Source organism: Pantoea sp. USHLN256, assembly GCF_037149875.1.
GTDB classification, from domain to species: domain Bacteria; phylum Pseudomonadota; class Gammaproteobacteria; order Enterobacterales; family Enterobacteriaceae; genus Pantoea; species Pantoea nemavictus.
Window position 1 is genome coordinate 743,909 of record NZ_JBBCQO010000001.1, and the last position, 24,892, is coordinate 768,800.

General features: G+C 55.0%; 25 protein-coding genes. 6 read left to right on the top strand and 19 right to left on the bottom strand.

The window, feature by feature from the left end:
* Positions 1-35: 35 nt before the first annotated feature.
* From odhB to sdhC, 6 genes are all read right to left on the bottom strand, one after another.
* Positions 36-1,259 carry a 2-oxoglutarate dehydrogenase complex dihydrolipoyllysine-residue succinyltransferase gene (odhB, locus tag WFL93_RS03505; RefSeq protein ID WP_007890647.1) on the bottom strand — a complete coding sequence of 408 codons (1,224 nt, stop codon included), beginning with the start codon at positions 1,257-1,259 and terminating at the stop codon, positions 36-38.
* Positions 1,260-1,274: 15 nt separating this feature from the next.
* Positions 1,275-4,082, bottom strand: coding sequence for a 2-oxoglutarate dehydrogenase E1 component (gene sucA, locus WFL93_RS03510; RefSeq protein WP_007890648.1), 2,808 nt, complete (start codon positions 4,080-4,082; stop codon positions 1,275-1,277).
* A gap of 206 nt (positions 4,083-4,288) precedes the next feature.
* On the bottom strand, positions 4,289-5,005 hold the full coding sequence (locus tag WFL93_RS03515; RefSeq protein ID WP_007890649.1) for a succinate dehydrogenase iron-sulfur subunit: 717 nt from the start codon (positions 5,003-5,005) through the stop codon (positions 4,289-4,291).
* A 14-nt stretch (positions 5,006-5,019) separates the two neighbouring features.
* A complete protein-coding gene (gene sdhA, locus WFL93_RS03520) occupies positions 5,020-6,786 on the bottom strand; it encodes a succinate dehydrogenase flavoprotein subunit (protein ID WP_007890650.1) in 1,767 nt (588 codons plus the stop codon).
* Positions 6,787-7,134, bottom strand: coding sequence for a succinate dehydrogenase membrane anchor subunit (gene sdhD / locus WFL93_RS03525; RefSeq protein ID WP_049850912.1), 348 nt, complete (start codon positions 7,132-7,134; stop codon positions 6,787-6,789).
* Positions 7,128-7,517 (bottom strand): succinate dehydrogenase cytochrome b556 subunit, encoded by a 390-nt coding sequence (gene sdhC, locus WFL93_RS03530; RefSeq protein WP_036621571.1) that lies wholly within the window; start codon positions 7,515-7,517, stop codon positions 7,128-7,130. The genes sdhD and sdhC overlap by 7 nt, the downstream gene beginning before the upstream one ends.
* 651 nt (positions 7,518-8,168) lie before the next feature.
* On the opposite strand from sdhC, the gene WFL93_RS03535 reads away from it, so the two are divergent.
* A complete protein-coding gene (locus WFL93_RS03535; protein ID WP_008107361.1) occupies positions 8,169-9,452 on the top strand; it encodes a citrate synthase in 1,284 nt (427 codons plus the stop codon).
* A 51-nt stretch (positions 9,453-9,503) separates the two neighbouring features.
* Here WFL93_RS03535 and nei read toward each other — a convergent pair whose 3' ends face one another.
* The 11 genes from nei to WFL93_RS03590 form a co-directional block, all read right to left on the bottom strand.
* A complete protein-coding gene (gene nei / locus WFL93_RS03540; protein ID WP_336777256.1) occupies positions 9,504-10,292 on the bottom strand; it encodes an endonuclease VIII in 789 nt (262 codons plus the stop codon).
* A gap of 11 nt (positions 10,293-10,303) precedes the next feature.
* A complete protein-coding gene (gene pcp, locus WFL93_RS03545; RefSeq protein WP_180823265.1) occupies positions 10,304-10,951 on the bottom strand; it encodes a pyroglutamyl-peptidase I in 648 nt (215 codons plus the stop codon).
* 7 nt (positions 10,952-10,958) lie between these two features.
* Positions 10,959-11,975 carry a DUF979 domain-containing protein gene (locus WFL93_RS03550; RefSeq protein ID WP_007890656.1) on the bottom strand — a complete coding sequence of 339 codons (1,017 nt, stop codon included), beginning with the start codon at positions 11,973-11,975 and terminating at the stop codon, positions 10,959-10,961.
* Positions 11,975-12,703, bottom strand: a complete 729-nt coding sequence (locus WFL93_RS03555; protein WP_007890657.1) for a DUF969 domain-containing protein — start codon at positions 12,701-12,703, stop codon at positions 11,975-11,977. Before WFL93_RS03555 ends, WFL93_RS03550 begins: the two co-directional genes overlap by 1 nt.
* A 58-nt stretch (positions 12,704-12,761) precedes the next feature.
* Positions 12,762-13,499 (bottom strand): 5-oxoprolinase subunit PxpA, encoded by a 738-nt coding sequence (gene pxpA, locus WFL93_RS03560; protein WP_007890658.1) that lies wholly within the window; start codon positions 13,497-13,499, stop codon positions 12,762-12,764.
* Complete coding sequence (gene pxpC / locus WFL93_RS03565; RefSeq protein ID WP_336777257.1) at positions 13,489-14,421, bottom strand: 5-oxoprolinase subunit PxpC; 933 nt, start codon at positions 14,419-14,421, stop codon at positions 13,489-13,491. Before pxpC ends, pxpA begins: the two co-directional genes overlap by 11 nt.
* Positions 14,415-15,071: a 5-oxoprolinase subunit PxpB gene (gene pxpB, locus WFL93_RS03570; protein WP_007890660.1), complete on the bottom strand. Its 657-nt coding sequence runs from the start codon at positions 15,069-15,071 to the stop codon at positions 14,415-14,417. Before pxpB ends, pxpC begins: the two co-directional genes overlap by 7 nt.
* 216 nt (positions 15,072-15,287) lie before the next feature.
* On the bottom strand, positions 15,288-16,031 hold the full coding sequence (locus WFL93_RS03575; RefSeq protein WP_180823262.1) for a type 2 GTP cyclohydrolase I: 744 nt from the start codon (positions 16,029-16,031) through the stop codon (positions 15,288-15,290).
* 18 nt (positions 16,032-16,049) lie between these two features.
* Positions 16,050-17,477: a deoxyribodipyrimidine photo-lyase gene (phrB, locus tag WFL93_RS03580; RefSeq protein WP_180823261.1), complete on the bottom strand. Its 1,428-nt coding sequence runs from the start codon at positions 17,475-17,477 to the stop codon at positions 16,050-16,052.
* 12 nt (positions 17,478-17,489) lie between these two features.
* Complete coding sequence (locus WFL93_RS03585; protein ID WP_049850905.1) at positions 17,490-18,446, bottom strand: YbgA family protein; 957 nt, start codon at positions 18,444-18,446, stop codon at positions 17,490-17,492.
* Between the two features lie 140 nt (positions 18,447-18,586).
* Positions 18,587-18,787: a YbfA family protein gene (locus WFL93_RS03590; protein ID WP_007890665.1), complete on the bottom strand. Its 201-nt coding sequence runs from the start codon at positions 18,785-18,787 to the stop codon at positions 18,587-18,589.
* A 244-nt stretch (positions 18,788-19,031) separates the two neighbouring features.
* Here WFL93_RS03590 and kdpE point away from each other — a divergent pair, with 244 nt between their 5' ends.
* Positions 19,032-19,706, top strand: coding sequence for a two-component system response regulator KdpE (kdpE, locus tag WFL93_RS03595; protein WP_007890666.1), 675 nt, complete (start codon positions 19,032-19,034; stop codon positions 19,704-19,706).
* A 38-nt stretch (positions 19,707-19,744) separates the two neighbouring features.
* Here kdpE and pgm read toward each other — a convergent pair whose 3' ends face one another.
* Together pgm and seqA are read right to left on the bottom strand one after the other, a co-directional pair.
* Positions 19,745-21,385 (bottom strand): phosphoglucomutase (alpha-D-glucose-1,6-bisphosphate-dependent), encoded by a 1,641-nt coding sequence (gene pgm, locus WFL93_RS03600; protein ID WP_336777258.1) that lies wholly within the window; start codon positions 21,383-21,385, stop codon positions 19,745-19,747.
* A gap of 24 nt (positions 21,386-21,409) precedes the next feature.
* Positions 21,410-21,949 carry a replication initiation negative regulator SeqA gene (seqA, locus tag WFL93_RS03605; protein WP_049850904.1) on the bottom strand — a complete coding sequence of 180 codons (540 nt, stop codon included), beginning with the start codon at positions 21,947-21,949 and terminating at the stop codon, positions 21,410-21,412.
* A 248-nt stretch (positions 21,950-22,197) separates the two neighbouring features.
* Between seqA and ybfF the strand changes: the two genes are divergently transcribed.
* The 4 genes from ybfF to fur all read left to right on the top strand — a co-directional run bounded on the left by ybfF (position 22,198) and on the right by fur (position 24,878).
* Entirely contained in the window at positions 22,198-22,962 is a 765-nt protein-coding gene (gene ybfF, locus WFL93_RS03610) for an esterase (RefSeq protein ID WP_180823258.1), read from the top strand.
* A 168-nt stretch (positions 22,963-23,130) separates the two neighbouring features.
* Positions 23,131-23,406 carry a LexA regulated protein gene (gene ybfE, locus WFL93_RS03615; RefSeq protein ID WP_007890670.1) on the top strand — a complete coding sequence of 92 codons (276 nt, stop codon included), beginning with the start codon at positions 23,131-23,133 and terminating at the stop codon, positions 23,404-23,406.
* A gap of 137 nt (positions 23,407-23,543) precedes the next feature.
* Positions 23,544-24,074: a flavodoxin FldA gene (gene fldA / locus WFL93_RS03620; protein WP_007890671.1), complete on the top strand. Its 531-nt coding sequence runs from the start codon at positions 23,544-23,546 to the stop codon at positions 24,072-24,074.
* Positions 24,075-24,428: 354 nt separating this feature from the next.
* A complete protein-coding gene (gene fur, locus WFL93_RS03625) occupies positions 24,429-24,878 on the top strand; it encodes a ferric iron uptake transcriptional regulator (protein ID WP_007890672.1) in 450 nt (149 codons plus the stop codon).
* Positions 24,879-24,892: the final 14 nt, after the last annotated feature.

A 24,892-nucleotide genomic window follows, 5' to 3' on the forward strand; every position in this document is an offset into this window, starting at 1 on the left:
TTGGGCGCGCCGTCACTCCGCGCGCCCGGCGAAATTTAGACGTCCAGCAGCAGGCGCGCTGGATCTTCCAGCATCTCTTTCACCGCGACCAGATAGCCAACGGATTCACGACCATCAATCAGACGGTGATCGTAAGAGAGCGCCAGATACATCATTGGCAGAATCACTACCTGACCATTGACCGCCATTGGGCGCTCTTTGATGGCGTGCATGCCCAGAATCGCGCTCTGCGGCGGGTTAATGATTGGCGTAGACATCAGCGAACCGAATACACCACCGTTGGTGATGGTGAAGTTACCGCCGGTCAACTCGTCAACCGTTAGCTTGCCGTCACGGCCTTTCACCGCCAGCTCTTTAATTTTCTTCTCAATGTCGGCCATGCTCAGCGCATCAACATCTTTCAGCACTGGCGTAACCAGACCACGCGGGGTAGAAACCGCAATGCTCACATCGAAATAGTTGTGGTAAACCACATCTTCGCCATCAATAGACGCGTTCACTTCCGGGAAGCGTTTCAGCGCTTCAACCACCGCTTTGATGTAGAAGGACATGAAGCCCAGACGCACGCCGTGACGCTTCTCAAACGCATCGCCGTACTGCTTACGCAGATCCATGATTGGCTTCATGTTGATTTCGTTGAACGTGGTCAACATGGCGGTGCTGTTTTTTGCTTCCAGCAGACGCTCGGCAACACGCTTACGCAGACGCGTCATCGGTACGCGTTTTTCGCTGCGATTAGCCACAGCAGCCTGCGGTGCAGCCGCAGCGGCGGGTGCTGGCGCTGCTTTGCCGCTGTCGGCTTTCTTCGCCAGATGTTTTTCCACATCTTCACGCGTCAGACGGCCGCCCACGCCGGTGCCTTTGATCTGGCCAGCATCGAGGTTGTTTTCAGCAATCAGACGACGTACCGCTGGGCTGAGCGCATCGTTGCTCTCTTCTTCCAGCGAAGCTGTCTGGCGCTGAGCCGGAGTAGACTCGTTGCTTTCCGCTTTTGCCGCGGTCTCTTTCCCGCCGCTGTTGCCCTCTTTCAAGCGGCCCAGAATCTGGCGAGAAGTGACGGTAGCACCTTCATCTTCCAGCACGGCTTCCAGAATGCCGTCTGCGGAAGCAGGCACTTCCAGCACCACTTTGTCGGTTTCAATCTCTACCAGTACTTCATCGCGGCTCACAGAGTCGCCAGGTTTTTTGTGCCAGGTTGCAACCGTTGCGTCCGCTACGGATTCAGGCAAATCGGGAACGAGAATTTCTACGCTACTCATTTTCTTTCCTTTTTATTAACCAAGGTTCAGCGCGTCATTAACCAGGTCTTGCTGCTGTTTTTGATGTACGGACATGTAGCCCACGGCCGGTGAAGCAGAAGCCGGACGGCCTGCATAACGCAGTGACGCACCAAATGGAACCACTTCGCGGAAATGATGCTGACTGCAATACCATGCGCCCTGATTGAGCGGCTCTTCCTGACACCACACGAAATCTTGCACATGAGCATAGTTTTTCAACACGTCCTGCACGACTTTATGCGGGAACGGATAAAGCTGTTCGATACGTACGATGGCCACGTCGGTCTGCTCGTTCTTACGACGTTGATCCAGCAAATCGTAATAAACCTTGCCCGAACACAGCACCACACGTTTCACCTGCTGCGGATCCAAATCGTCGATCTCACCAATTGCCGGCTGGAAGCTCCCGGTCGCCAGCTCTTCCAGCGTGGAGATTGCCAGCGGATGACGCAGCAGAGATTTCGGCGACATGACGATCAGCGGACGGCGCATACCGCGCAGCGCCTGACGACGCAGCATGTGGTAAACCTGCGCTGGCGTTGAAGGCACGCACACCTGCATGTTCTGTTCAGCACAGAGTTGCAGATAACGCTCCAGACGCGCCGAGGAGTGCTCAGGGCCCTGGCCTTCATAACCGTGCGGCAGCAACATCACCAGGCCACACATACGGCCCCATTTCTGCTCGCCGGAGCTGATGAACTGATCGATGACGACCTGTGCACCGTTGGCGAAGTCGCCGAACTGCGCTTCCCAAATGGTCAGCACGCGCGGCTCTGCGGTGGCGTAACCGTATTCGAAGGCCAGTACCGCTTCTTCCGACAGCACCGAATCCCACACTTTGAACTGACCCTGGCCGTTATGGACATGGTGCAGCGGCGTGTAGGTTGAGCCGTTAGTCTGATTGTGAATCACCGCATGACGGTGGAAGAAGGTACCGCGACCGGTATCTTCACCAGACAGACGAACCGGAATGCCTTCGTCAACCAGCGTGGCGTAGGCGAGGTTTTCTGCACCGCCCCAGTCGAACGCTTTGTTGCCTTCGGCCATCTCTTTACGATCGTTGTAAATCTTGGCGACGCGTGACTGCACTTCTACCGATTCCGGTACGCTGCTGATGCGGCGCGCCAGCTCCTGCAGACGTTTCAGTTCAACGGTTGCCGGGTAGCTCTCATCCCACTCGTGGTTAAGATACGGCGACCAGGTGAAGGAGTGCAGGCTCATTGGACGCCATTCCGGCACCACGCACTCGCCTTCATCCAGCGCATCGCGATACAGATTAACCATTTCAGTGGCATCTTCGCTGGTCGCTACGCCTTCGCTTTCCAGCTGGTCGGCATAGAGTTTACGCGGCGTTGGATGCTTTTTGATTTTCTGGTACATCAACGGCTGAGTGGCACTTGGCTCATCGGCTTCGTTGTGGCCGTGACGGCGATAGCACACCAGATCGATGAAGACATCGCGTTTAAAGGTGTTGCGATAATCCAGCGCCAGACGCGTCACAAACGCCACCGCTTCTGGATCATCGGCGTTAACGTGGAAAATCGGTGCCAGCACCATTTTGCCAATGTCGGTGCAGTACGGCGTGGAACGCGCATCTTTCGGGTTGGAAGTGGTAAAACCAACCTGGTTGTTGATCACGATGCGCACGGTACCGCCCACTTCGTAACCACGCGCCTGCGACATGTTCAGGGTTTCCTGCACCACGCCCTGGCCAATCACCGCAGCATCACCGTGAATGGTGATCGGCAGAACTTTGTTGCTGCTTGGCTCTGCCAGACGATCCAGACGCGCACGCACCGAACCCATCACTACCGGGCTGACGATTTCCAGATGCGACGGGTTGAACGCCAGCGCCAGGTGCACCAGGCCACCTTCGGTTTCCACGTCAGATGAGAAGCCCATGTGGTACTTCACGTCGCCGGTGCCGAGATGTTCTTTGTGCTTACCCGAGAATTCGTCGAACAGATCCTGCGGTTTTTTACCCAGGACGTTGATCAGCACGTTCAGACGACCGCGGTGCGCCATACCCAGCACCACTTCACGCGTACCGCTCTTGCCAGCGTGACGAATCATCTCACGCAGCATCGGTACCAGCGCATCGCCGCCTTCCAGCGAGAAGCGTTTCGCACCTGGGAATTTCGCCCCCAGATATTTTTCCAGGCCTTCTGCCGCGGTCAGCTCTTTCAGGAAACCTTTTTTCTCGTCGCTGCTGAAAGACGCGTGGCCCACCACCGACTCCAGACGCTGCTGGATCCAGCGCTTCTCATCGGTGTTGTTGATGTGCATGTACTCTGCACCAATTGAGCCACAGTAAGTCTGCTGCAGCGCCGCAAACAGATCAGCCAGCTTCATCGTCTCTTTGCCGATAGCAAATGAGCCTACGTTAAAGCTTTCCTGAAAATCGGCGTCGGTCAGATCGTGATAAGCCGGATCGAGGTCGGCTACCGTGTCCTGTTTCCACAGGCCAAGCGGGTCAAGGTTGGCATGCTGATGGCCGCGGAAGCGGAACGCATTAATCAGCTGCAGTACTTTAACCTGTTTGGAGTTGGCGGCCGGATCGGTCACGGTTGATGTGTAACGCGTTGCGTCTTTAGCCAGGCGGCGGAAGTAATCACGCGTGGTGGAGTGAAATTGCTCAGGTTTCACGCCAGTGCCCGGCAGCTGCTGGAACAGCTCGCGCCACATGTCATCAACTGAGTCAGGATCGGTCAGGAAATCCTCATAGAGTTGCTCTATGTAGGATTGGTTCGCGCCGGCCAGCCAGGAGGAGTCCAGCCAGGGTTTCATCGCGCTGTTCTGCATTGTGATCCCTTAAGCATTAATCTGCTTTTTATGAGGTTTCATTTGTTACCGCTTACGCGGCTTGCCGTAGTGAGTTCAGCGATACGAACCTGTGCGCTACCGGCGCCTGGCTCGTAAGGGAACCTTTATAAGCGTGGTCAATACCGCGCTTATAGAGGCTTCCGTAAACATCCGGGAACCTCAGTTCCCGGACAGTGACTTCTTTGTTACGCCCCGCGTTGCAGCAGCATCGACTTAATATGGCCGATAGCGCGCGTTGGGTTTAGGCCTTTCGGGCACACGCTCACACAGTTCATGATGCTGTGACAGCGGAAAACACTGAAAGCATCGTTTAGATTGTCGAGACGCGCATTGGTTTCAGTGTCGCGGCTGTCGATCAGGAAACGGTAAGCGGCCAGCAGACCCGCCGGACCCACGAATTTGTCCGGATTCCACCAGAACGACGGGCATGAGGTAGAGCAGCAGGCGCAGAGAATACACTCGTACAAACCATCCAGATGCTCACGCTCTGCCGGGCTCTGTAAATGCTCGCGCGCCGGTGGATTTTCCCCATTATTCAACAGGAAAGGCTTAATCTTCTCATATTGTGCATAGAACTGTCCCATGTCTACCACGAGGTCGCGGATCACCGGCAAACCAGGCAGAGGACGGATAACAATTTTCTTCGAACCGTTACCGAGCGCAGAAATCGGTGTGATGCACGCCAGACCATTTTTACCGTTCATGTTCAGACCATCTGAACCGCACACGCCTTCACGGCATGAGCGACGGAAAGCCAGCGTCGGATCTTTCTCTTTCAGACGGATCAGCGCATCCAGCAACATCATGTCGCGACCATCTTCCGATTCCAGCGTGTACTCCTGCATACGCGGCTTGGCATCGACTTCTGGGTTGTAACGATAGATTGAAAATTCGAGTCTCATGATCATCTCCGCAATTAGTAAGTACGCGCTTTCGGCGGGAAGGCCGCACGCAGTTTCGGTTGCATGTTCACCTCACGGCGCGTCATGCTTTCCGTCTGCGGAACATAGAGACTGTGGCACAGCCAGTTGGCATCATCACGCTCCGGATAATCGAAGCGGCTGTGTGCGCCACGGCTTTCAGTACGGAAGTTGGCAGCGACAGCGGTGGCATACGCGGTTTCCATCAGGTTATCCAACTCAAGGCACTCAATACGCTGGGTGTTGAAATCCGGCGAACGGTCATCAAGACGGGCTGATTTCAGACGCTCACGAATCACTTTCAGCTCTTCCAGACCTTCACGCATCGCATCGCCATCGCGGAATACCGAGAAGTTGTTCTGCATGCAGCGCTGCAGCGCTTTACGGATTTCGACAGGATCTTCACCGGTGGTGTTATTTTCCCAACGGTTGAAGCGCGCCATCGCTTCATCCAGATTTTCCTGCGTGGCTTCACGCAGTTCGCCCTGCTCTTCAATACACTCCAGCAAGTGCACGCCAGCTGCGCGACCAAACACCACCAGATCGAGCAGTGAATTACCGCCAAGGCGGTTAGCGCCGTGTACCGATACGCAGGCGATTTCGCCGACGGCGAACAGACCCGGAATCACCACATCTTCGCCCTGCTCGTTCACGCGCAGCGCCTGACCGGTCACTTTGGTCGGCACGCCGCCCATCATGTAGTGGCAGGTTGGGATCACCGGAATCGGTTCTTTAATAGGGTCAACGTGCGCAAAGGTACGCGACAGCTCAAGGATGCCGGGCAGACGCGACTCCAGCACGTCGGCACCGAGATGGTCGAGCTTCAGTTTGATGTGCGGACCCCAAGGGCCATCGCAACCACGACCTTCACGGATTTCCACCATCATGGAGCGTGCTACTACATCACGTCCCGCCAGATCTTTGGCATTCGGCGCATAGCGCTCCATGAAGCGTTCACCGTGCTTATTCAGCAGATAACCGCCTTCACCACGGCAACCTTCGGTAACCAATACGCCCGCACCGGCAATGCCGGTTGGGTGGAACTGCCACATTTCCATATCCTGCACCGGCACGCCTGCGCGCAGCGCCATACCGACGCCGTCACCGGTGTTGATGTGGGCGTTAGTGGTGGATTGGTAAATACGGCCCGCGCCGCCGGTCGCCAGAATGGTCGCTTTGGCTTTGAAGTAGACGGTTTCGCCGGTTTCCATGCAGATAGCCGTACAGCCGACAATCGCACCGTCTTCGTTTTTCACCAGATCCAGCGCATACCATTCGGAGAAGATGGTGGTTTTGTTCTTTAGATTCTGCTGATACAGCGTATGCAGCAAGGCGTGGCCCGTACGGTCGGCAGCCGCAGCGGTACGCGCCGCCTGCTCACCACCGAAATTCTTCGACTGACCACCAAACGGACGCTGATAGACGCGGCCATCATCAAGACGGGAGAAAGGCAACCCCATATGTTCCAGTTCCAGAATCGCTTCCGGACCGACATGACACATATATTCGATCGCGTCCTGGTCGCCGATAAAGTCGGAACCTTTGACCGTGTCGTACATGTGCCATTCCCAGTTATCTTCATGGGTGTTACCCAGCGCAACGGTGATACCGCCCTGCGCCGATACGGTATGGGAACGGGTTGGGAAAACTTTGGATAACAGGGCACAGGTCTGGCCCGATTGGGAGATTTGCAGAGCGGCGCGCATTCCTGCGCCACCCGCGCCGATCACCACGGCATCAAATTCTCTGACTGGCAAACTCATTTACACACCCCACACGACAACGGTTCCATAAATCGCATACGACAACAGCGCAACCACAATCACAAACTGCAGCAGCAACCGGGTTGCTACTGGTTTCACGTAGTCAGTCAGCACCTGCCACATCCCAATCCAGCCGTGGATCAGAATCGAGAACAGCGTCAACATGGTGAACACTTTAGTGAAGGCGGACGAGAAGAAGCCGTGCCAGACGTCATACGTCAGCGTGCCTGTCATCACGACAAAACCGAGGATGTAGAGAATGTAGAGCGTAATTAAGATTGCAGCAGCACGCAGTAACAGCCAGTCATGGATACCGTTGCGTCCTAATGCAGAAGCATTGCTTACCATACGAGGACTCCAGCCAAAATTGAGAGCACGACAGTGATAACAAAAGCCGCTTGCGCGGAACGGGTTCCCACCTGCAGGGTTTCTTCCATAAAGCCAAAATCAGCCAACATATGACGAATACCGCCCACAGCGTGATACGCCAGCGCAGTTAAAATGCCCCACATGATGAATTTGGCGAAGAAGCTATCCATGATGGATGCCGCTTGCTGGAAACCTTCTGGAGAGGAGAGAGAGAGACCCAGTAACCAGAGCAGAATTCCGAGAGCGACAAAGGTGATCACGCCGGAGACGCGGTGGAGAATGGACGATATTGCAGTAACGGGAAACCGGATCGTCGAGAGATCCAAGTTAACAGGTCTTTGTTTTTTCACGGTTTTGCCCACACAGCTCTTTTTTATTTTGCTTCCTCCGGTCCTGAGTTGCATCAGAGACACAGCATGTGTTCAGACTGCAACCGCCACCAAAATAGCAACATCCAGTGTTAAATAAAGCGGGTAAAACGCTGGGTGGCTCCTGGTGTCAGGGTGTTCCGGAGACCTGGCCGCAGTATAGGAGGATCACATTCTGATTACAATTCCCCTACAATCTCTTTGGTCACATTTAGGTTGAACAGTGATCATGCTCACGATTTTCACAATTTATACATTTTTAATTATCTGATTTGACAAAAGATCAACATTTCAGTTACAAACAATCGCATTAAAGCCCTATGATGCACAAAAGTTATGGGGATACACTTTCCCCTAAGCTCAAGTTATGTAACATTGCCAATACAAGCAATACAAAGCATCAGGTTATTGGTTACCAAGAAGTTATGTCGTGACAGGAACTTTAACATCCTCGATGTGCAGCATGTCATGCCCCGACGCCACCGAATGGCCCAAATCAGCGTTTACTCTGTAACCCTGCACGACCCACGTTACCGCAGAGTGATGCTGTGAAGATTGTGGTTATATCGCTTGCTGATATTTGCAACATGAAGGCTATTCTGGTGTCTAAGATCCTTACCTTAAAGGCGCTATGGAGACGAAATAATGACAGATAAAAAAGTGACGCTAACCCTACAAGATAATACGTCTGTTGAACTGGACGTGATGCAAGGTACGCTGGGACAAGATGTTGTTGATGTCCGCGCCCTTGGCTCTCAAGGCCTGTTCACCTTCGATCCCGGCTTCACCTCTACTGCGTCCTGCGAATCCAAAATCACCTTTATTGATGGTGACGAAGGTATTCTGTTACACCGTGGTTTCCCGATTGACCAGCTGGCAACCCACTCCAACTATCTCGAAGTGTGTTACATCTTGCTGAATGGCGAAGCCCCGACCCAAGCCCAGTTTGAAGAGTTCCGCACGACCGTTACCCGCCACACCATGATCCACGAGCAAATCACCCGACTGTTCCATGGCTTCCGCCGCGATTCGCATCCTATGGCGGTAATGTGTGGTGTGACCGGTGCGCTGGCCGCGTTTTATCACGACTCTTTAGACGTCAATATTGAACGTCACCGTGAAATCGCTGCATTCCGCCTGCTGTCGAAAATGCCAACCATGGCGGCGATGTGCTACAAATACTCCATCGGCCAGCCGTTTGTGTATCCGCGCAACGACCTCTCTTATGCCGGTAACTTCCTGCACATGATGTTCGCCACGCCATGCGAAGAGTACAAAGTGAATCCGGTACTGGAACGCGCCATGGACCGTATTCTGATTCTGCACGCCGACCATGAGCAAAACGCTTCAACCTCTACCGTACGTACCGCAGGCTCTTCAGGCGCGAACCCGTTTGCCTGTATCGCCGCCGGTATCGCTTCATTGTGGGGACCGGCGCACGGCGGTGCCAACGAAGCGACACTGCGCATGCTGGAAGAGATCAGCACTGTTGATCACATCCCTGAGTTTGTTAAACGTGCGAAAGACAAAAACGATTCGTTCCGTCTGATGGGCTTTGGCCACCGCGTCTACAAAAACTACGATCCGCGCGCCACCGTGATGCGCGATACCTGTCACGAAGTGCTGAATGAACTGGGTATGAAAGATGATCTGCTGGAAGTGGCAATGGAGCTGGAACACATCGCGCTGAACGACCCGTACTTCATCGAGCGTAAGCTCTATCCTAACGTCGATTTCTACTCAGGCATCATTCTGAAAGCGATGGGCATTCCGTCTTCCATGTTTACCGTCATCTTCGCCATGGCGCGTACCGTAGGCTGGATTGCACACTGGAAAGAGATGCACGACGAAGGCATGAAAATTGCCCGCCCGCGTCAGCTGTATACCGGTTACACCGAGCGTCCATTTACCTCGGCGCTGGATAAATAAGAAAAAGGCGGCCAAACGGCCGCCTTTTTTATTGCGCGATAAATCGTGCCACTACAATTGGCATCCCGGACACCAGTAAAACGGCCGCGATGACAACACGCCCTTCTCAATTATCGCTCCGCAACGCCGACATTTTTTGCCCTGCCGATGAAACACCTCGAAGCGAAACGCGGCATCTTCGTGATACTTCTTCATGCTGCCACGCATCTGATATGACAAACGCGGCACCGCCAGCATCGCCTCACTCAGCGCCGTGAGCTGCTGCTCGCTGAGATCCTGCGCCCGGTGCGACGCCAGCAAACCGGCATGCCATAAAATCTCCACGCGCAGATAATTACCCAAACCGGCGAGAAAAGCCTGATCGAGCAATAAGCCGCTGAACTGGCGACGACGAAAGCGCGGCGACAGCAGACGCTCGCGCACCTCCTCCACCGTTAAGCTGGCATCCAGCACGTCCGGTCCCACCCGTTGCAGAAACGGATGCGCCGCCAAGGTAGCCGCGTTAAGCAGCTCAATATCCGACGCGCTGTACAGCAAAATGGTGTTATCCGCATTGGCGAGCCGCACGCGGAGTTGTCGCGTGGTATTCGGCTGCGTGCCGGTTGGCACCACGCGCCAGACACCGTACAGCTGATTGTGGCTGTAAAGCGTCAGGCCATTTGAGAAGTGCGTGAGCAGCGCCTTGCCCCGCGTTTCAAACGCGTTGATGGTGGTTCCCATCAGCGCGGGTTCATAGGTTTTCAGCTCGGGAAAGGCAAACCACACATCGGTAAGCGGTTTGCCTTCCATTGCCTCTGCCAGTTGATCCGCCGCACGACGGATCTCCGGTCCCTCAGGCATAACAACTCCTGTTAATGCGTGGCGCCACCGACGACGCGAATATCATTTTCGGTACTCAATATCACCTGCAGCGAGGTTTCCAGCGCCTTGATCACGCTAGCGGTGGCCATACTCGCCACACCAGGATGATGCACCGCTTGTTCCGGCATGTAAGGAATGTGAATAAAACCGCCGCGCGCCCTACTGTTGGTGGTATGAATCCAGTGCAGCAGGCTGTACATCACGTGATTACAGGTAAAAGTACCGGCGGTTTGCGATACCGACGCCGGCACGCCCACCTCACGCAGTGCGGCAACCATGGCTTTGATCGGCAGCGTGGAGAAATAGGCCGCCGGGCCATCGGCCTCAATCGGCTGATCGATCGGCTGTTGCTGGTCGTTGTCCGGAATGCGCGCGTCATCCACGTTGATGGCAACGCGTTCAACGGTAATGTCGGATCGACCACCCGCCTGCCCAACGCACAGCACGCGATCGGGCTGAATCTCTTCCAGCGCACGCGTTAACACTTCACCGCAGGTGGCAAACACCACCGGCAGCTGGCGCACCACAATACGCGCACCGGCAATCTCTTTGCCGTCAAAGCTGCGCACCGCTTCCCACGAAGGGTTGATGCTTTCGCCACCAAACGGCTCAAACGCCGTCATTAACACCGTTTTCATTGCAACCTCACAAGAACATCAGGAAGTAGAGCAGGAAAATATTCACTACCAACAGTAGCACACCGGTTGGCACCTGAGCCTTGATCACCGCGTTGCGGTCCGGCAGCTCTAACAGACGCGCCGGAACGATGTTGAAGTTGGCCGCCATCGGCGTCATCAAAGTGCCGCAATAGCCGGAGAACATGCCGATTGCCGCCATCACCGCCGGATTGCCACCGTGTTGCAGCACCAGAATCGGAATCCCAATCCCGGCCGTCACAATCGGGAAGGCCGCGAACGCATTGCCCATCACCATGGTCAGCAGCGCCATGCCACCCGCGTAGACCGCGACGGCGATCAGGCGATTATCCACCGCCAGATACTGCTCGGTCAGGTGCGAAATCGCGGTGCCGACACCGGCGCTGGTGAACAGCAGGCCAAGCGTGGCGAGAATTTGCGGCAGAATAAAGGCCCAACCCACCGCATCCAGCAAGCGACGGGTCTCCTGCATCGACTGCAGCGGCTTTTCATGGGTGATTTTCAGTGCAATCAGCCAGCCCAACAGGCAGCCGATCATCATTGAGAATAGCGTCACCAATGTTGAGTGATTGCCGGGGCCAAACACGGTGTCCTGCAGCCCAGGAATGTGGTTAAACGCCAGCACGCCAATCACGGTGACCAGCGGGATCGCCAGCGCCGGCAAGAACAGTTTGTTGTGCAGACGTTTGGCGCTCTCCTGTTTCTGCTCGTCGCTGCGCTGATGATAGCGTCCCAGACGCACGCCGCCGAAACCGGCAATCAACGCCATCACCACCACGGCCACGCCGACCGCGATGTGCAACCAGCGGCGGCCCAGTTCGGCATCGCCCGCCCATTGCCCCATCAACTGATAAGCACCGTCGCCGATCAGGAAAATCAGCCCATACAAGGCCCAGAACAGCCCGGTGGTAAAACGGCGCGGGTTGGCGCTGTCGCGCCAGGAAAGCAGCGCCACCACCAGCAGGATCACCCCTGCCAGCCACATCAAATATTGTTGCTGGAACATTACTTCCCTCCTTTGGCGTTCAGCGCCTGCTGATTCAACGCGCCCAGTTCTCGCGCCAGCTGACGATCAAGGCGTACCAGACGGGCTGAATGAATGAGGAAAGCACAGAGTGCAGTAGGAATACCCCACAGCGCGATATGCAGCGGTTCGGTGCTAATTCCGGCAGACTCCTGCATAAAGTTATGCATGAAGATAATTGCGCCAAAAGCGACGAAGATATCTTCACCAAAGAACAGACCAATGTTATCGGTGGCGGCCGACATGGCGCGCAGGCGATGACGCACGTCTGGCGGCACTTCGCCATAGCGGTTTTCCGTGGCTCCTTCGGCCATCGGCGCCAGCAGCGGACGCACCATTTGTGGATGACCGCCAAGGCTGGTTAAGCCCAGCGCCGCAGTGGCTTCACGCACGAACAGGTAGACGATCAGCAAGCGCCCGGCGGTCGCGGTTTTGATCTGCGCGATCCAGCTCTGCGCGCGCTCTTTCAAACCATGACGCTCCAGCAAGCCGATGACCGCTAACGGCAGCAGCAGAATCAGCGGCAGATTACGCGTATTGAGGAAGCCAGAACCGAGTTTTTCCAGAATATCCGCCAGCGGCAGATGCGCCGCCAGCCCGGTGACGAAGCCCGCCACTATCACCACCAGCACCGGGTTAAAGCGCAGCACAAAACCCACAATGATGGCGGCAATGCCCAGTAGCGGCCAGAGGTTTACCACGTTATCCATGTTGTTCCCTTATGTGAAAAGACAAAGCCCGGCGTGAGGCCGGGCAATCAGTAAAATGTTATGCGCTGGTAACGGCAATCTGATTGGTCGCAAAGGCGGCGCGCAACGTACGGGCGAACTGGAGCGCGTGGGCGCCATCACCATGCAGACACACGGTTTCCGCGTTGACCGGCACCCATTCGCCGCTGATGCTCTGCACCTGACGCTGCTGCACCATCGCCAGCGTTTGCGCGAGCGCCTGGTCGGCATCTTCAATCATCGCGTTAGGCTGACTGCGAGGCACCAGCGCTCCGCTCGCCAGATAACCGCGATCGGCAAACACCTCTTCGCGTGTGCGCAAACCATGATGAGCCGCCGCCGCAATCGAGGCGCTGCCCGCCAATCCCACCAGAATTAATCCCGCATCCACGGCTTTCACCGCGCGCGCGATAGCATCGGCCAGCTGCGGATCGCCCGCCGCCTGGTTATACAACATGCCGTGCGGTTTGACGTGCACCAGACGTTCACCTTCGCTCTCCGCGATACTTTTTAGCGCGCCAATCTGGTAAATCATCTGCGCATACACCGTTTCCGGCGGCAGTTGCATCGCGCTACGACCAAAGTTTTCCCGATCGGGGAAACTGGGATGCGCACCAATCGCCACGCCACTGGCTTTCGCCCAGCGCACTGATTGCAGCATGGTTTGCGCATCACCGGCGTGGAAGCCGCAGGCGATATTGGCTGAGCTGACCAGCGTGAGCAGTTCCCGATCGCTGGCGCTGCCTTCGCCAAGATCGGCATTAAGATCAATCTTCATGTCCCAGTCCCCAGGCAATTTGGTCAAACGAGCGCTGCTGATGCTGCTTAGCCGCAATGGCATCTTCCAGCGTGCAATGAATGAAGTGAATCGGTTCGCCGAGACGAATTTGCGCCAGATGATAGAGATCGGCTTCGATGATGCAGGCGATACGCGGATAACCACCGGTGGTTTGCGCATCGGCCATCAACACAATCGGTTGGCCATTGGGCGGCACCTGCACCACGCCGGGCACTAAACCGTGCGACAGCAAATCGCGTGTCGCGTCGCGCTGCAATTGACGTCCCTGTAGGCGATATCCCATGCGATTACTTTGCGGACTGAGTTTCCACGGGCTGCGCCAAAAACCTTGCTGCGCTTCACGCGAGAATTCGCTGTATTCCGGCCCCGCCAGAGCGCGAATGCGATTGCCCCACAGCAGCTGGCGCACGCCGGCTTTGTCTTTGAAGTCACGCGTGGGTTTGCCTAACGGCAATTCGTCACCGTCTTGTAATTTTCGTCCCTGCCAGCCGCCAAATGCCGCCTTGAGATCGGTACTGACTGAACCGAGCATTTCCGGCACGGCAAAGCCACCGTTTACCGCCAGATAGCTGCGCATGCCGCGCGTTGGCGTTGCTAACGTCAGCACCTGACCTTTCTTCACCGGCAATCGCCAGCCAGTCCAGACCGGTTGGCCATCCAGATCGGCATTACAGCCAGCCCCCGTCAGTGCAAACCAGCCATCGCGGGTAAACTGCACTTTGAACTGGCCGAGCACGATTTCCAGCACCGCGCTTTGCTCGGGATTGCCCACCAGCATATTGGCCGTGCGCATCGCCGGTTGATCCAGCGCGCCGCCAACGCTGATGCCATATTGCCGAAAACCGGTACGGCCGTGGTCCTGTAGCGAGGTCATCATGCCCGCGCGTAGAATCTTTAACATACGCCCTCCTGCTGCGGCACGAAGCGCACGCTATCGCCGGGACGTAATAGGGTTGGCGGATGTTGCAGCGGATCGAACAGGCTAAGCGGCGTATGGCCTATCAGCTGCCAGCCGCCCGGCGCGGCTAAGGGATAGATGCCGGTTTGGCTGCCACCAATACCTACGGAGCCGCTCGGCACAATCACCCGCGGCTCGGCGCGGCGCGGCGTGTGTAACCGCTCATCCAGTCCGCCGAGATAAGGGAAACCGGGCTGGAAGCCGATGAAATAGACCACGTAATCAATGCTGCTGTGCAGTTCCACCGCTTGTTTTGGCGTCATATTGGCGCGCTCAGCTACCACCTGCAGATCCGGTCCGCCTTCACCGCCGTACACCACCGGAATTTCTACCCGGCGCGATTCCGGCAGCTGCGCTTCGCTCTCTTCCCACCAGCGCTGCAAACGTTCAATAGCGTCCAGCGCATTCAGTTGCGGGTCGCGCAGCAGCAGTGTCAGGTTGTTCATGCCAGGAATCACTTCCTCTACCTGCTCGTTCTGCTGCAGTCGCTGACACAATCCCCAAATGCGCTGCTGGCTGGTCAACGAAACCGGCGGTTCCAGTTCCAGCACCACCGCGCGCTCACCTAGCAGATAACAACGTGCTCGTTGCAAAAACGACCTCCTGGTAAAAAACATGCCGAAAAACAGATAATTGAGGTGTGCATTAATGCGCACCCAACACAACCCGCACCATCAGGTTAGCGCGGCGCCATTTATGGCGACCGGGTGCGCGTTTATGCGTAAAGGCAATACGTTATGCGAAAGTGACAGAGATGTGTCAACAGATTTGCGCCCTTAACGTGTGTTAAGGGCGTGAGAGAGGAGCAATCAGGCAGGATTGTCGATGTCGATAAAGGTCACATCAAGACCGTGATGTGTCGCTAGCCATTCGCCGAGCGCCTTAATACCGCCGCGCTCGGTCGCGTGATGGCCAGCAGCGAAGAAGTGCAACCCCTGTTCGCGCGCGCTATGAATGGTTTGTTCAGAAACTTCACCGGTAATAAAGGCATCGACACCAAATGCCGCCGCGCTATCGATAAAGCCCTGACCGCCACCGCTACACCAGGCAACGCGTTTGATCAACGCAGGCGCGTTATCACCGCAGTGCAGCGGCGTACGGCCTAAACGCTGGGCGATTTTTTCCGCCAACGCCGCACCGCTCAACGGCTGTGCCAATTCGCCCCACGGCACCAGCGGCTGAATTTCGCCTTTGACCTCGATATCAAACAGACGCGCCAGCTGCGCGTTGTTACCCAACTCGGCGTGCGCATCCAGTGGCAGATGCCAGCCATACAGGTTGATATCATTGGCCAGCAAGGTACGCAGGCGCTGGCGCTTCATGCCTTTAATGACCGGCGCTTCACTCTTCCAGAAGTAGCCGTGATGCACCAGCACCGCATCAGCGTTGCGCTTCACCGCTTCATCCAGCAACGCCTGACAAGCCGTTACGCCGGTGATGAGGGTTTTTACTTCAGCACGTCCTTCAACCTGCAAACCGTTCGGTGCGTAATCGCTGAAGGCGCTGTTGTTAAGCTGCTGATTGACGATCTGTTCTAATTCAACATTGTTCATTACGGCTCCCTGATCGCCTCAAGCCGCGCTGCGAGCGCGCTCAAAGGCGTCTAGTGTCTTTTTACGTGCGTCCTTATGTTCCACGATTGGTGCCGGATAATCGAGTTTCTTGTTATTTTTCTGCGCCCAAACCTGTGGCTGATGGATATCGCTGTCTGGCACAGAGCGCAGTTCCGGCAACCACTGGCGGATAAAGTCGCCCTGTTTATCGAAGCGTTCGCCCTGAGTGGTGGGATTGAAGATGCGAAAATAAGGCGCGGCATCGGTGCCAGTTGATGCCGCCCATTGCCAGCCACCGTTATTGGCGGCCAGATCGCCATCGATGAGCTGCTGCATAAAGTAGCGCTCACCTTCACGCCAATCGATGAGCAGATCCTTGACCAGAAAACTGGCGGTAATCATGCGCAGCCGATTGTGCATCCAACCCAGCGTGTTGAGCTGACGCATCGCCGCATCGACAATCGGATAGCCGGTTTTACCCTGCTGCCAGGCCGCAAGATGATGGTCATTTTTCTGCCAATTCACGTTGCGCGTCCAATCGACAAACGGTTGGTGCTTACACAATGCCGGGAATGCCACCATCAGATGGCGGTAAAATTCGCGCCAGATCAGCTCGTTCAGCCAGGTAAACGCCTTGCCCTCATTGAGCGCGTCGGGGTGCTCTTTCAATACCCGATGTAAGCACTGGCGCGGCGATAGCACACCAATCGCCAGATAGGCCGATAAGCGGCTGGTGCCATCAATCGCCGGTAAGTCGCGCTGATCCGGGTAGTGTTGCACCGCCTGTTTGGCGAAATGACGCAGCTGTTTTAACGCTGCCTCTTCACCGGCAGGGAACCAGCTCTCATCAACATCTTCGCAAGGATAATCAAATGCTGGGATGTGCTGTTCGATACGGATTGGTGCATTCGGGCGGGCTTTCGGAGCATGATAGCACTCCGGCAAGCCCTGATGCAGGCGGCGGACAAAGGCTTTGCTGAATGGCGTAAACACTTTGAACATGGTGTTACTGCCGGTTTGTACGCTGCCCGGCGGCAACAGCAGGCTATCGTCAAATCCCTGACAAATCACGCCCTGCGCATCCAGCCGCTTTTCGGCCTGTGCATCGCGCTCACGTTCGTTTATTTCGTACTGATAGTTGTAATAAAGCGCGTCGACGTGCTGCTGATGGCAAAACTCGCTGAGAAAATCAATCGAGGCAGCAAAGTCATCACACTGATGATAATGCAAAGGGATACCGCGTTCAGCCAATGATGCCTGCAATAAGCGGAGATTTTGCTGGATAAACGCCGCCTGCTTCGGTGCCATGTGATGCTGCTGCCACTGCTGCGGCGTGGCGATAAACAGCGCCATCACGTTGGCATTGCTGTCGCGACAGGCGGCGGCCAGCGCCATGTTGTCATTGATGCGCAGATCGTTGCGCAACCAAACTAAATGGGTGGTCATAAAGCCCCGAAATTATTGTCCGTAGCGCAAACGCAGCGCTTCTGGATAAGGATCAAAATAACGCTGCTGAGCCAGCCATGGATGCGGATATTCCGCCATGTAATGTTTCAGCATGGTGATCGGTGCGAGCAACGGCTGCACGCCGAGACGATAACGATCGATCAGCTGCGCCAACTCCTGACGCTGCGGCGAACTCAACTGCGGGCGGAAATAGCCTTGCACATGCATCAGCACGTTGGTGTGATTGCGGCGCGATGCCTGATGGGACATCAGATGCATCAGGCGATTACGATACTCTACGGCGTAATCTTCCAGCGAATCCCACTGATCCATTGCCGCCACAAAACGCCCCATTTCACGGTACTCATCCTGCGCATGGGAAAGCAGCAGCAATTTATAGCGGCTATGAAAGGCCATCAGCTTGTGGCGCGACAGACCGCTGCGCCACATTTCATTGAATTCGTGCAGCGCATAAACGCGGCCAATGAAGTTTTCGCGAATGGCATCATCATGCAGGCGGCCATCCTCTTCCAGCGGCAACCACGGCATCTCTTTCTGCAGAAATGCGGTAAACATGCCGGTGCCCGCTTTGCGATTATTATTGGTTTCGGGCTCGTAAACACGAACGCGCTCCAGCCCACAGCTAGGCGATTTGGCACACAGAATGTACCCGCACAGATGATGCAGCGATTTCACGCGCTCGGCGGACCAGCGCTGCATCTCATCGGTGACTTCCTCGCCGCCATCCTTGCTGAAGCAGAGATGAATATTGTCATCGCTCTCTTTCACCAGCCGCAAAGCCGGGCGTGGCGTCGGTAAACCAATCGCCATTTCAGGACATACAGGTTCGAAGCGCACAAATGGCACGAGCTCGTCCGTCGCGAAAGCAAAACGTTTGTGGCCGCCATCGAATCGGACGTTATCCCCGAGCAGGCAAGCGCTGATACCAACAGGAATTTTCTCGCTCATACTTGTACAACCTCATAAAACTTGTAGAGGTTTTAAGTGTAGCTGAAATGGCACGGGATAACAGCGGGGAAGCGGGTTTGAGGGGTAAATTTGCCATAAAAAACCCGGCAAACGCCGGGTGGATGATACGTAGAATTCGTTTACCAGTAGATGCCAGCAGCCGCTTCCGACTGCGCCAGCCATACCGGTTTGGTGCTGGTTTTGCACCAGATGCGATGCAAGTAGCTATAAAAACGCGCGCGATCCTGACGGAATAACATCACTGGCAGCGCCAGCAAACCGATTGATACCACCAGCACACGGCGCAGTACGATTTTATACAGTGGATATGCTCGATCCATCTTGGCCCCCTTGTGGTAAACATTGCGTTGAAATGTGATCTGGTTCAGATATTACCCGGAATTGTGTAATTTTACTACTCATCCGACCACTTTATTTGCTGTTTTTTTGCACCATTTTGTTGGAGATGAAATTTAGTTACAGAATTGTGATCGATAAGATCGCAGCAGGTTAAAAACTATATGACGGACGCGGAGCTGCTTTATTGCTAAAGTGATGCGTTAACTTTTTGCCGCTGGAGGCAGCGTGACGACCATCTTGATTGTGGAAGATGAAAAAGAGATTCGCCGTTTCGTGCGCCTGGCGCTGGAGAGCGAAGGTTTAAAGATTGTGGAAGCGGAACAGCTACAGCGGGGTCTGATTGAGGCGGCAACGCGTAAGCCCGATCTGGTGATCCTCGATCTTGGCTTGCCCGATGGCGATGGTAATGACTTTATTCGTGAAGTGCGCCAGTGGAGCAGTATGCCGGTGATTGTGCTGTCGGCACGCAGCGACGAGCAGGATAAGATCGATGCGCTGGATGCAGGTGCAGATGATTATCTCACTAAGCCGTTTGGCATCGGTGAGTTGCTGGCGCGCGTGCGTGTGGCGCTGCGGCGGCATCAAAGCAGTCAGCCAGAACCGATTGTGAAATTTGGTGAAGTGAGTGTCGATTTGGCGGCACGCCGTGTGCTGCGCAGTGAACAGGAAGTGCATCTGACGCCAACCGAGTTCCGTCTGCTCAGCTTGCTATTGAATAATGCCGGAAAGGTGCTGACGCAACGACAGTTGCTCAACCAGGTTTGGGGACCGAATGCGGTGGAGCACAGCCACTATTTGCGCATCTACATGGGCCATTTGCGGCAAAAGCTGGAAGCGAATCCCACCCAGCCCAGCCATTTGCTGACCGAAACCGGTATCGGCTACCGTTTTATGCCATAAAAAAAGGCCGCTTAGCGGCCTTTTCTCTTCACTGCCAATCAGGCGTTTTTCAGTACTTCGCTAACAATCTCAACCGCTTCTTTCTCGATCTGCTGACGGTGTTCAGCGCCAAGGAAGCTTTCACAGTAGATTTTGTAGGCGTCTTCCGTGCCCGATGGACGAGCGGCAAACCAGCCGTTTTCCGTCATCACTTTCAGACCACCGATTGATGCGCCGTTACCCGGTGCAGCAGTCAAGCGTGCGGTGATGGGATCACCCGCCAGCGTATCCGCGCTCACCATTTCTGGAGACAGTTTAGACAGTGCCGCTTTCTGTGCTGAAGTTGCCGGTGCCTGCAGACGATTGTAGCTCGGCGCACCAAAGCGCGCGGCCAGCTCGTCATAATGCTGCTGCGGATTCTTGCCGGTTACCGCGGTGATTTCTGCGGCCAGCAGGCACAGAATGATACCGTCTTTATCGGTTGACCAGGCTGAGCCATCGAAACGCAGGAACGATGCGCCCGCGCTCTCTTCGCCACCGAAACCGAAGCTGCCATCGAACAGGCCATCAACGAACCATTTGAAACCAACCGGCACTTCCACCAGCTTACGGCCAATGTCGTTAACTACGCGGTCGATCATCGCGCTGGAAACCAGCGTTTTACCGACAGCCACCTCTTTGCCCCACTGCGGACGATGCTGGAACAGGTAGTTGATTGCCACCGCCAGATAGTGGTTCGGATTCATCAGACCGGCTGGCGTGACGATGCCGTGGCGATCGTAATCAGGATCGTTACCAAAGGCCAAATCGAATTTGTCTTTATACGCCAGCAAACCCGCCATCGCGCATTCGGACGAGCAGTCCATACGCACCACGCCATCTTTATCCAGATGCATGAAGCGGAAAGTCTGATCGATAGCATCGTTAACGATGGTCAGATCAAGCTTGTAGTGCTCAGCAATGCGCTGCCAGTAAGCAATACCCGAGCCGCCTAATGGATCGACGCCAATTTTCAGGCCCGCTTTCTGGATGGCCGCGAAATCGATTACCTGCGCCAAACCTTCAACGTATGGCTGGATCAGGTCCTGCTCAACGATATGGCCGCTTGCCCAAGCCTGATCCAGCGGCAGACGCTTAACGTCCTTCAGCTCGCCTTTGATCAGCTGGTTAGCACGATCTTCCACCACTTTGGTGACGTTGGTATCCGCCGGTCCACCGTTTGGCGGATTGTATTTGATACCGCCATCTTCCGGTGGATTGTGCGAAGGCGTGATAACGATACCGTCCGCCTGCGCGCCGCCGCGTTTGTTGTGCTCAAGAATGGCATTAGAGATGGCAGGCGTCGGCGTGTAACCATTGTGCTGCTGTACAATCACGTCCACGCCGTTAGCGGCCAGCACTTCCAGCACCGACAAGATCGCCGGCTCAGACAGTGCGTGCGTGTCTTTACCCACGTAGCACGGTCCGGTGATGCCGTTCTTTTTGCGCTCTTCAGCAATCGCCTGCGCGATCGCTAAAATGTGCTGTTCGTTGAAGCTTTGGCGTCCCGCGCTACCGCGATGGCCTGAAGTGCCAAATTTCACCGCATGATCCGGATTCGCCACATCGGGCTTCAGGACGTAATACTGCGAGGTTAATTGTGCAACGTTAATCAAATCGCTCTGCTGGGCAGGCTGCCCGGCACGGGGGTGATTGGCCATTGGCGCTTCTCCCTGACGCTTCAGTTAAATGGTGCCGCGAACTTTCTCTGTCAGTTCCTGAGGGAACTGCATAGCCAGCATGATGTGTTCCACCATGCTGCATTTGCGACCTGTATTGGTATTCGTGATCACCCAGTACGGCGTGCCGGGAACATGCTTCGGCTTAGTATGGGTGCCATTTTGCAGCAGCGTGTGCTCGTCGCCCGCAAAGTAGACGCGGGTACGGCCCTGCAGCGAAGCCGTAGCTTCAGCAAACGCAGCCGGATCAAGACGATAGAGCGTTGACAGTACCAGCATGAAGCGGTTTACCGCCTTATTCTGCTCGGCATATTCGTCGGAAAGCAGCAGCTCACGTACCGCGCGCACACGATCCTGAGGACGCGCTTCGCGACTCGCTGAAGGTGCTTCTTTCACTGACGCACCCGCGGCGGGCGCAGCAGCTGCGCTCTGGCCGGCGGTGAACTTCAACATGCGGCGCAAAATATCTGAGGCGCTTTCACCAATGTGCTGCGTGTGGCTGGCAATATAACGGTAGAGTTCTTCGTCAACTTCAATCGTTTTCATCTTTTTCCGTACGATTCTGGCAAATGACAGAACCACGCATTATTGCAACGGCCTTAGCAAAATCCAGTCGTGCAAAACGTGAGCGGGTTCTAACATAAGGATTATAAAGTTAAATCCGTGGCAGCCGATAGCGTTGGCAACGTTTCCGGGCAAAAGTCGGAATATGCCCTAATGCCCGCCGGCCTGACTGCTGGACAGGTGAATCCATGATAACCTAAGCCAAGGTCACAACCGTAAGAACTTTAGCCATGATTTTGAACGCCCGTCTGCAAACTGAACAATCAGCCTCTGATGCCACACCCATTCTGTTAATCCATGGTCTTTTTGGCAGCCTTGATAACCTCGGCGTATTAGCGCGCGGGGTGCGTGATGCACGCCCAACATTGCAGGTTGATGTGCGTAACCACGGCTTGTCTGCACGCAGTGAGGTGATGAATTATCACGCCATGGCGCAGGACATGGTCGAAACGTTGGATGCGCATAACATTGAACGCGCTAGCGTAATCGGCCACTCAATGGGCGGCAAAATCGCTATGGCGCTCAGTGCCATCGCGCCAGAACGCATAGAAAAAATGGTGATGATCGATATCGCGCCGGTTGATTATCAAACTCGCCGCCATGACGAAATCTTTGCCGCTATCCGTGCCGTTAGCGCTGCTGGCGTGACGCGCCGCAGTGAAGCGGCTGAGGTGATGCGTCAGCACATTAATGAGGATGGCGTGATCCAGTTCATCCTCAAGTCGTTTGCCGAAGGCGAATGGCGCTTTAATGTGCCGGTGCTGTGGGAGAATTACACCACCATTTCCGGCTGGGAAGAGGTGCCTGCATGGCCGCACCCTGCGCTGTTTATTCGTGGTGGCGACTCGCCCTATCTGGATAATCAGCATCGCGATGCGCTATTGCGTCAATTCCCACAGGCACACGCGCATGTGATTAGCGGGGCCGGACATTGGGTGCATGCAGAGAAACCTGAGGCGGTGCTACGCGCGGTGCGTCGATTTTTTAACCTGTAAAAGCAAAAGCTTGCCGCTTGCGCTTTAGGGTTGGCGTCAAGGAAGGCGCTGGAGTATGATGTCGCGCTAAAAATTTGCCACGGATGATTTTTTCACCGTGGTCGGGCCGATAATGTTTTAATCGCGCAGCGCCTTTCCGCCGTTCGCGCCCACTCAGTTTTACAAACCATGGCAAAAGAACAGACAGACCGCACTACGCTTGATCTCTTTGCAGACGAGCGGCGTCCTGGTCGCCCGAAAACCAGCCCGCTGACGCGTGATGAACAATTACGCATCAACAAACGTAATCAGCTCAAGCGCGATAAAGTGCGTGGGCTGCGTCGTGTCGAGCTGAAGATGTCCAGCGAGGCGGTTGACGCGCTCAGCACGCTGGCCGACCAGCAAAACATCAGTCGCAGCGAATTGATTGAACAAATGCTGCTGGCACAGCTCAAACTGTCGTAACGCGCGAAGACCGCACGCTGGAACACAAAGACACGGCTTTACAAGTTCCGCACTTTTTACCGGTCTGCTATTATTCGCATTACTGTGCAGTCAACTGACTTACTTTCACAATCAGGATCTAAGAGGTTACCTAACCCATGGCAATCGTAGGCATTTTCTTCGGCAGCGATACCGGCAACACTGAAAACATTGCAAAAATGATCCAGAAACAACTGGGTAAAGATGTCGCCGAAGTGCATGACATTGCTAAGAGCACCAAAGAAGATCTCGATGCGTTCGACATCCTGCTGCTGGGCATTCCAACCTGGTATTATGGTGAAGCGCAGTGTGACTGGGATGATTTCTTCCCGACGCTGGAAGAGATTGATTTCAATGGCAAGCTGGTAGCGCTGTTTGGTTGTGGCGATCAGGAAGATTACGCCGAATACTTCTGCGACGCGATGGGCACCATCCGCGACATCATTGAGCCGAATGGTGCAGTCATCGTCGGCCACTGGCCAACCGAAGGCTACCATTTTGAAGCATCTAAAGGTTTGGCCGATGATAAACACTTCCTCGGTCTGGCGATTGACGAAGATCGTCAACCCGAGCTGACCAATGAGCGCGTTGAAACCTGGGTGAAGCAGATCTTCGATGAACTGCAGCTGAAAGAGATTATTGAAGCGTAATCCCCTGCTCTGCCCGATGTGCGCGCAAGTTCACATCGGGCAACGGAATTTCCTATAAAAATAATAGCTACGGTTTTTTAACTTTTCCCCGCAAATCTGTAGAATACCCGCAATGGTCATCCGCTTATTCCTCTGGCAGTAGAATGAGGCTGAGTGAAATGGAATCCAAAATCCAAGCGTCTTGAAGGCGTTAGTGACATTATCCTTACTGCTTTTGGTGATTAAGGACGTTGCCTTGGTTTTCATTTCACTGCTTGAGTTCTATAATGAGACGCAAATGAGAATGCGCGTTGACCTAAACATTCAAGGCCCCTGCGCCGCAAGTGACTAGCAAAGTAACAGGACAATATCCGCATGACTGACAACAACTCCGCATTGAAGAAGGCTGGCCTGAAAGTCACGCTCCCCAGACTGAAAATTCTGGAAGTGCTTCAGGGACCCGGACCCGAGTCCCATCACGTCAGTGCGGAAGATTTGTATAAGCGCCTGATCGATATGGGCGAAGAGATTGGTCTGGCAACGGTATATCGCGTTCTTAACCAGTTTGACGACGCGGGCATCGTTACCCGTCATAATTTTGAAGGCGGTAAATCTGTCTTTGAACTGACCCAGCAACATCACCACGATCACCTGATTTGCCTCGATTGTGGCAAGGTTATCGAATTTAGCGATGAATCAATTGAAACGCGTCAGCGTGAAATTGCCACTCGCCATGGTATCAAACTCAGTAACCACAGCCTGTACTTGTACGGTCACTGTGCTCTGGGAGACTGCCGCGAAGACGACACGCTCCACGATAAGTAATTGAGTGTGCTATG

Coding starts and splice junctions, on each gene's coding strand:
- odhB (WP_007890647.1), bottom strand. CDS start 1,259: ATGAGTAGCGTAGAAATTCTCGTTCCCGATTTGCCTGAATCCGTAGCG.
- sucA (WP_007890648.1), bottom strand. CDS start 4,082: ATGCAGAACAGCGCGATGAAACCCTGGCTGGACTCCTCCTGGCTGGCC.
- WFL93_RS03515 (WP_007890649.1), bottom strand. CDS start 5,005: ATGAGACTCGAATTTTCAATCTATCGTTACAACCCAGAAGTCGATGCC.
- sdhA (WP_007890650.1), bottom strand. CDS start 6,786: ATGAGTTTGCCAGTCAGAGAATTTGATGCCGTGGTGATCGGCGCGGGT.
- sdhD (WP_049850912.1), bottom strand. CDS start 7,134: ATGGTAAGCAATGCTTCTGCATTAGGACGCAACGGTATCCATGACTGG.
- WFL93_RS03535 (WP_008107361.1), top strand. CDS start 8,169: ATGACAGATAAAAAAGTGACGCTAACCCTACAAGATAATACGTCTGTT.
- nei (WP_336777256.1), bottom strand. CDS start 10,292: ATGCCTGAGGGACCGGAGATCCGTCGTGCGGCGGATCAACTGGCAGAG.
- pcp (WP_180823265.1), bottom strand. CDS start 10,951: ATGAAAACGGTGTTAATGACGGCGTTTGAGCCGTTTGGTGGCGAAAGC.
- WFL93_RS03550 (WP_007890656.1), bottom strand. CDS start 11,975: ATGTTCCAGCAACAATATTTGATGTGGCTGGCAGGGGTGATCCTGCTG.
- WFL93_RS03555 (WP_007890657.1), bottom strand. CDS start 12,703: ATGGATAACGTGGTAAACCTCTGGCCGCTACTGGGCATTGCCGCCATC.
- pxpA (WP_007890658.1), bottom strand. CDS start 13,499: ATGAAGATTGATCTTAATGCCGATCTTGGCGAAGGCAGCGCCAGCGAT.
- pxpC (WP_336777257.1), bottom strand. CDS start 14,421: ATGTTAAAGATTCTACGCGCGGGCATGATGACCTCGCTACAGGACCAC.
- WFL93_RS03575 (WP_180823262.1), bottom strand. CDS start 16,031: ATGAACAATGTTGAATTAGAACAGATCGTCAATCAGCAGCTTAACAAC.
- phrB (WP_180823261.1), bottom strand. CDS start 17,477: ATGACCACCCATTTAGTTTGGTTGCGCAACGATCTGCGCATCAATGAC.
- WFL93_RS03585 (WP_049850905.1), bottom strand. CDS start 18,446: ATGAGCGAGAAAATTCCTGTTGGTATCAGCGCTTGCCTGCTCGGGGAT.
- WFL93_RS03590 (WP_007890665.1), bottom strand. CDS start 18,787: ATGGATCGAGCATATCCACTGTATAAAATCGTACTGCGCCGTGTGCTG.
- pgm (WP_336777258.1), bottom strand. CDS start 21,385: ATGGCCAATCACCCCCGTGCCGGGCAGCCTGCCCAGCAGAGCGATTTG.
- seqA (WP_049850904.1), bottom strand. CDS start 21,949: ATGAAAACGATTGAAGTTGACGAAGAACTCTACCGTTATATTGCCAGC.
- ybfF (WP_180823258.1), top strand. CDS start 22,198: ATGATTTTGAACGCCCGTCTGCAAACTGAACAATCAGCCTCTGATGCC.
- ybfE (WP_007890670.1), top strand. CDS start 23,131: ATGGCAAAAGAACAGACAGACCGCACTACGCTTGATCTCTTTGCAGAC.
- fldA (WP_007890671.1), top strand. CDS start 23,544: ATGGCAATCGTAGGCATTTTCTTCGGCAGCGATACCGGCAACACTGAA.
- fur (WP_007890672.1), top strand. CDS start 24,429: ATGACTGACAACAACTCCGCATTGAAGAAGGCTGGCCTGAAAGTCACG.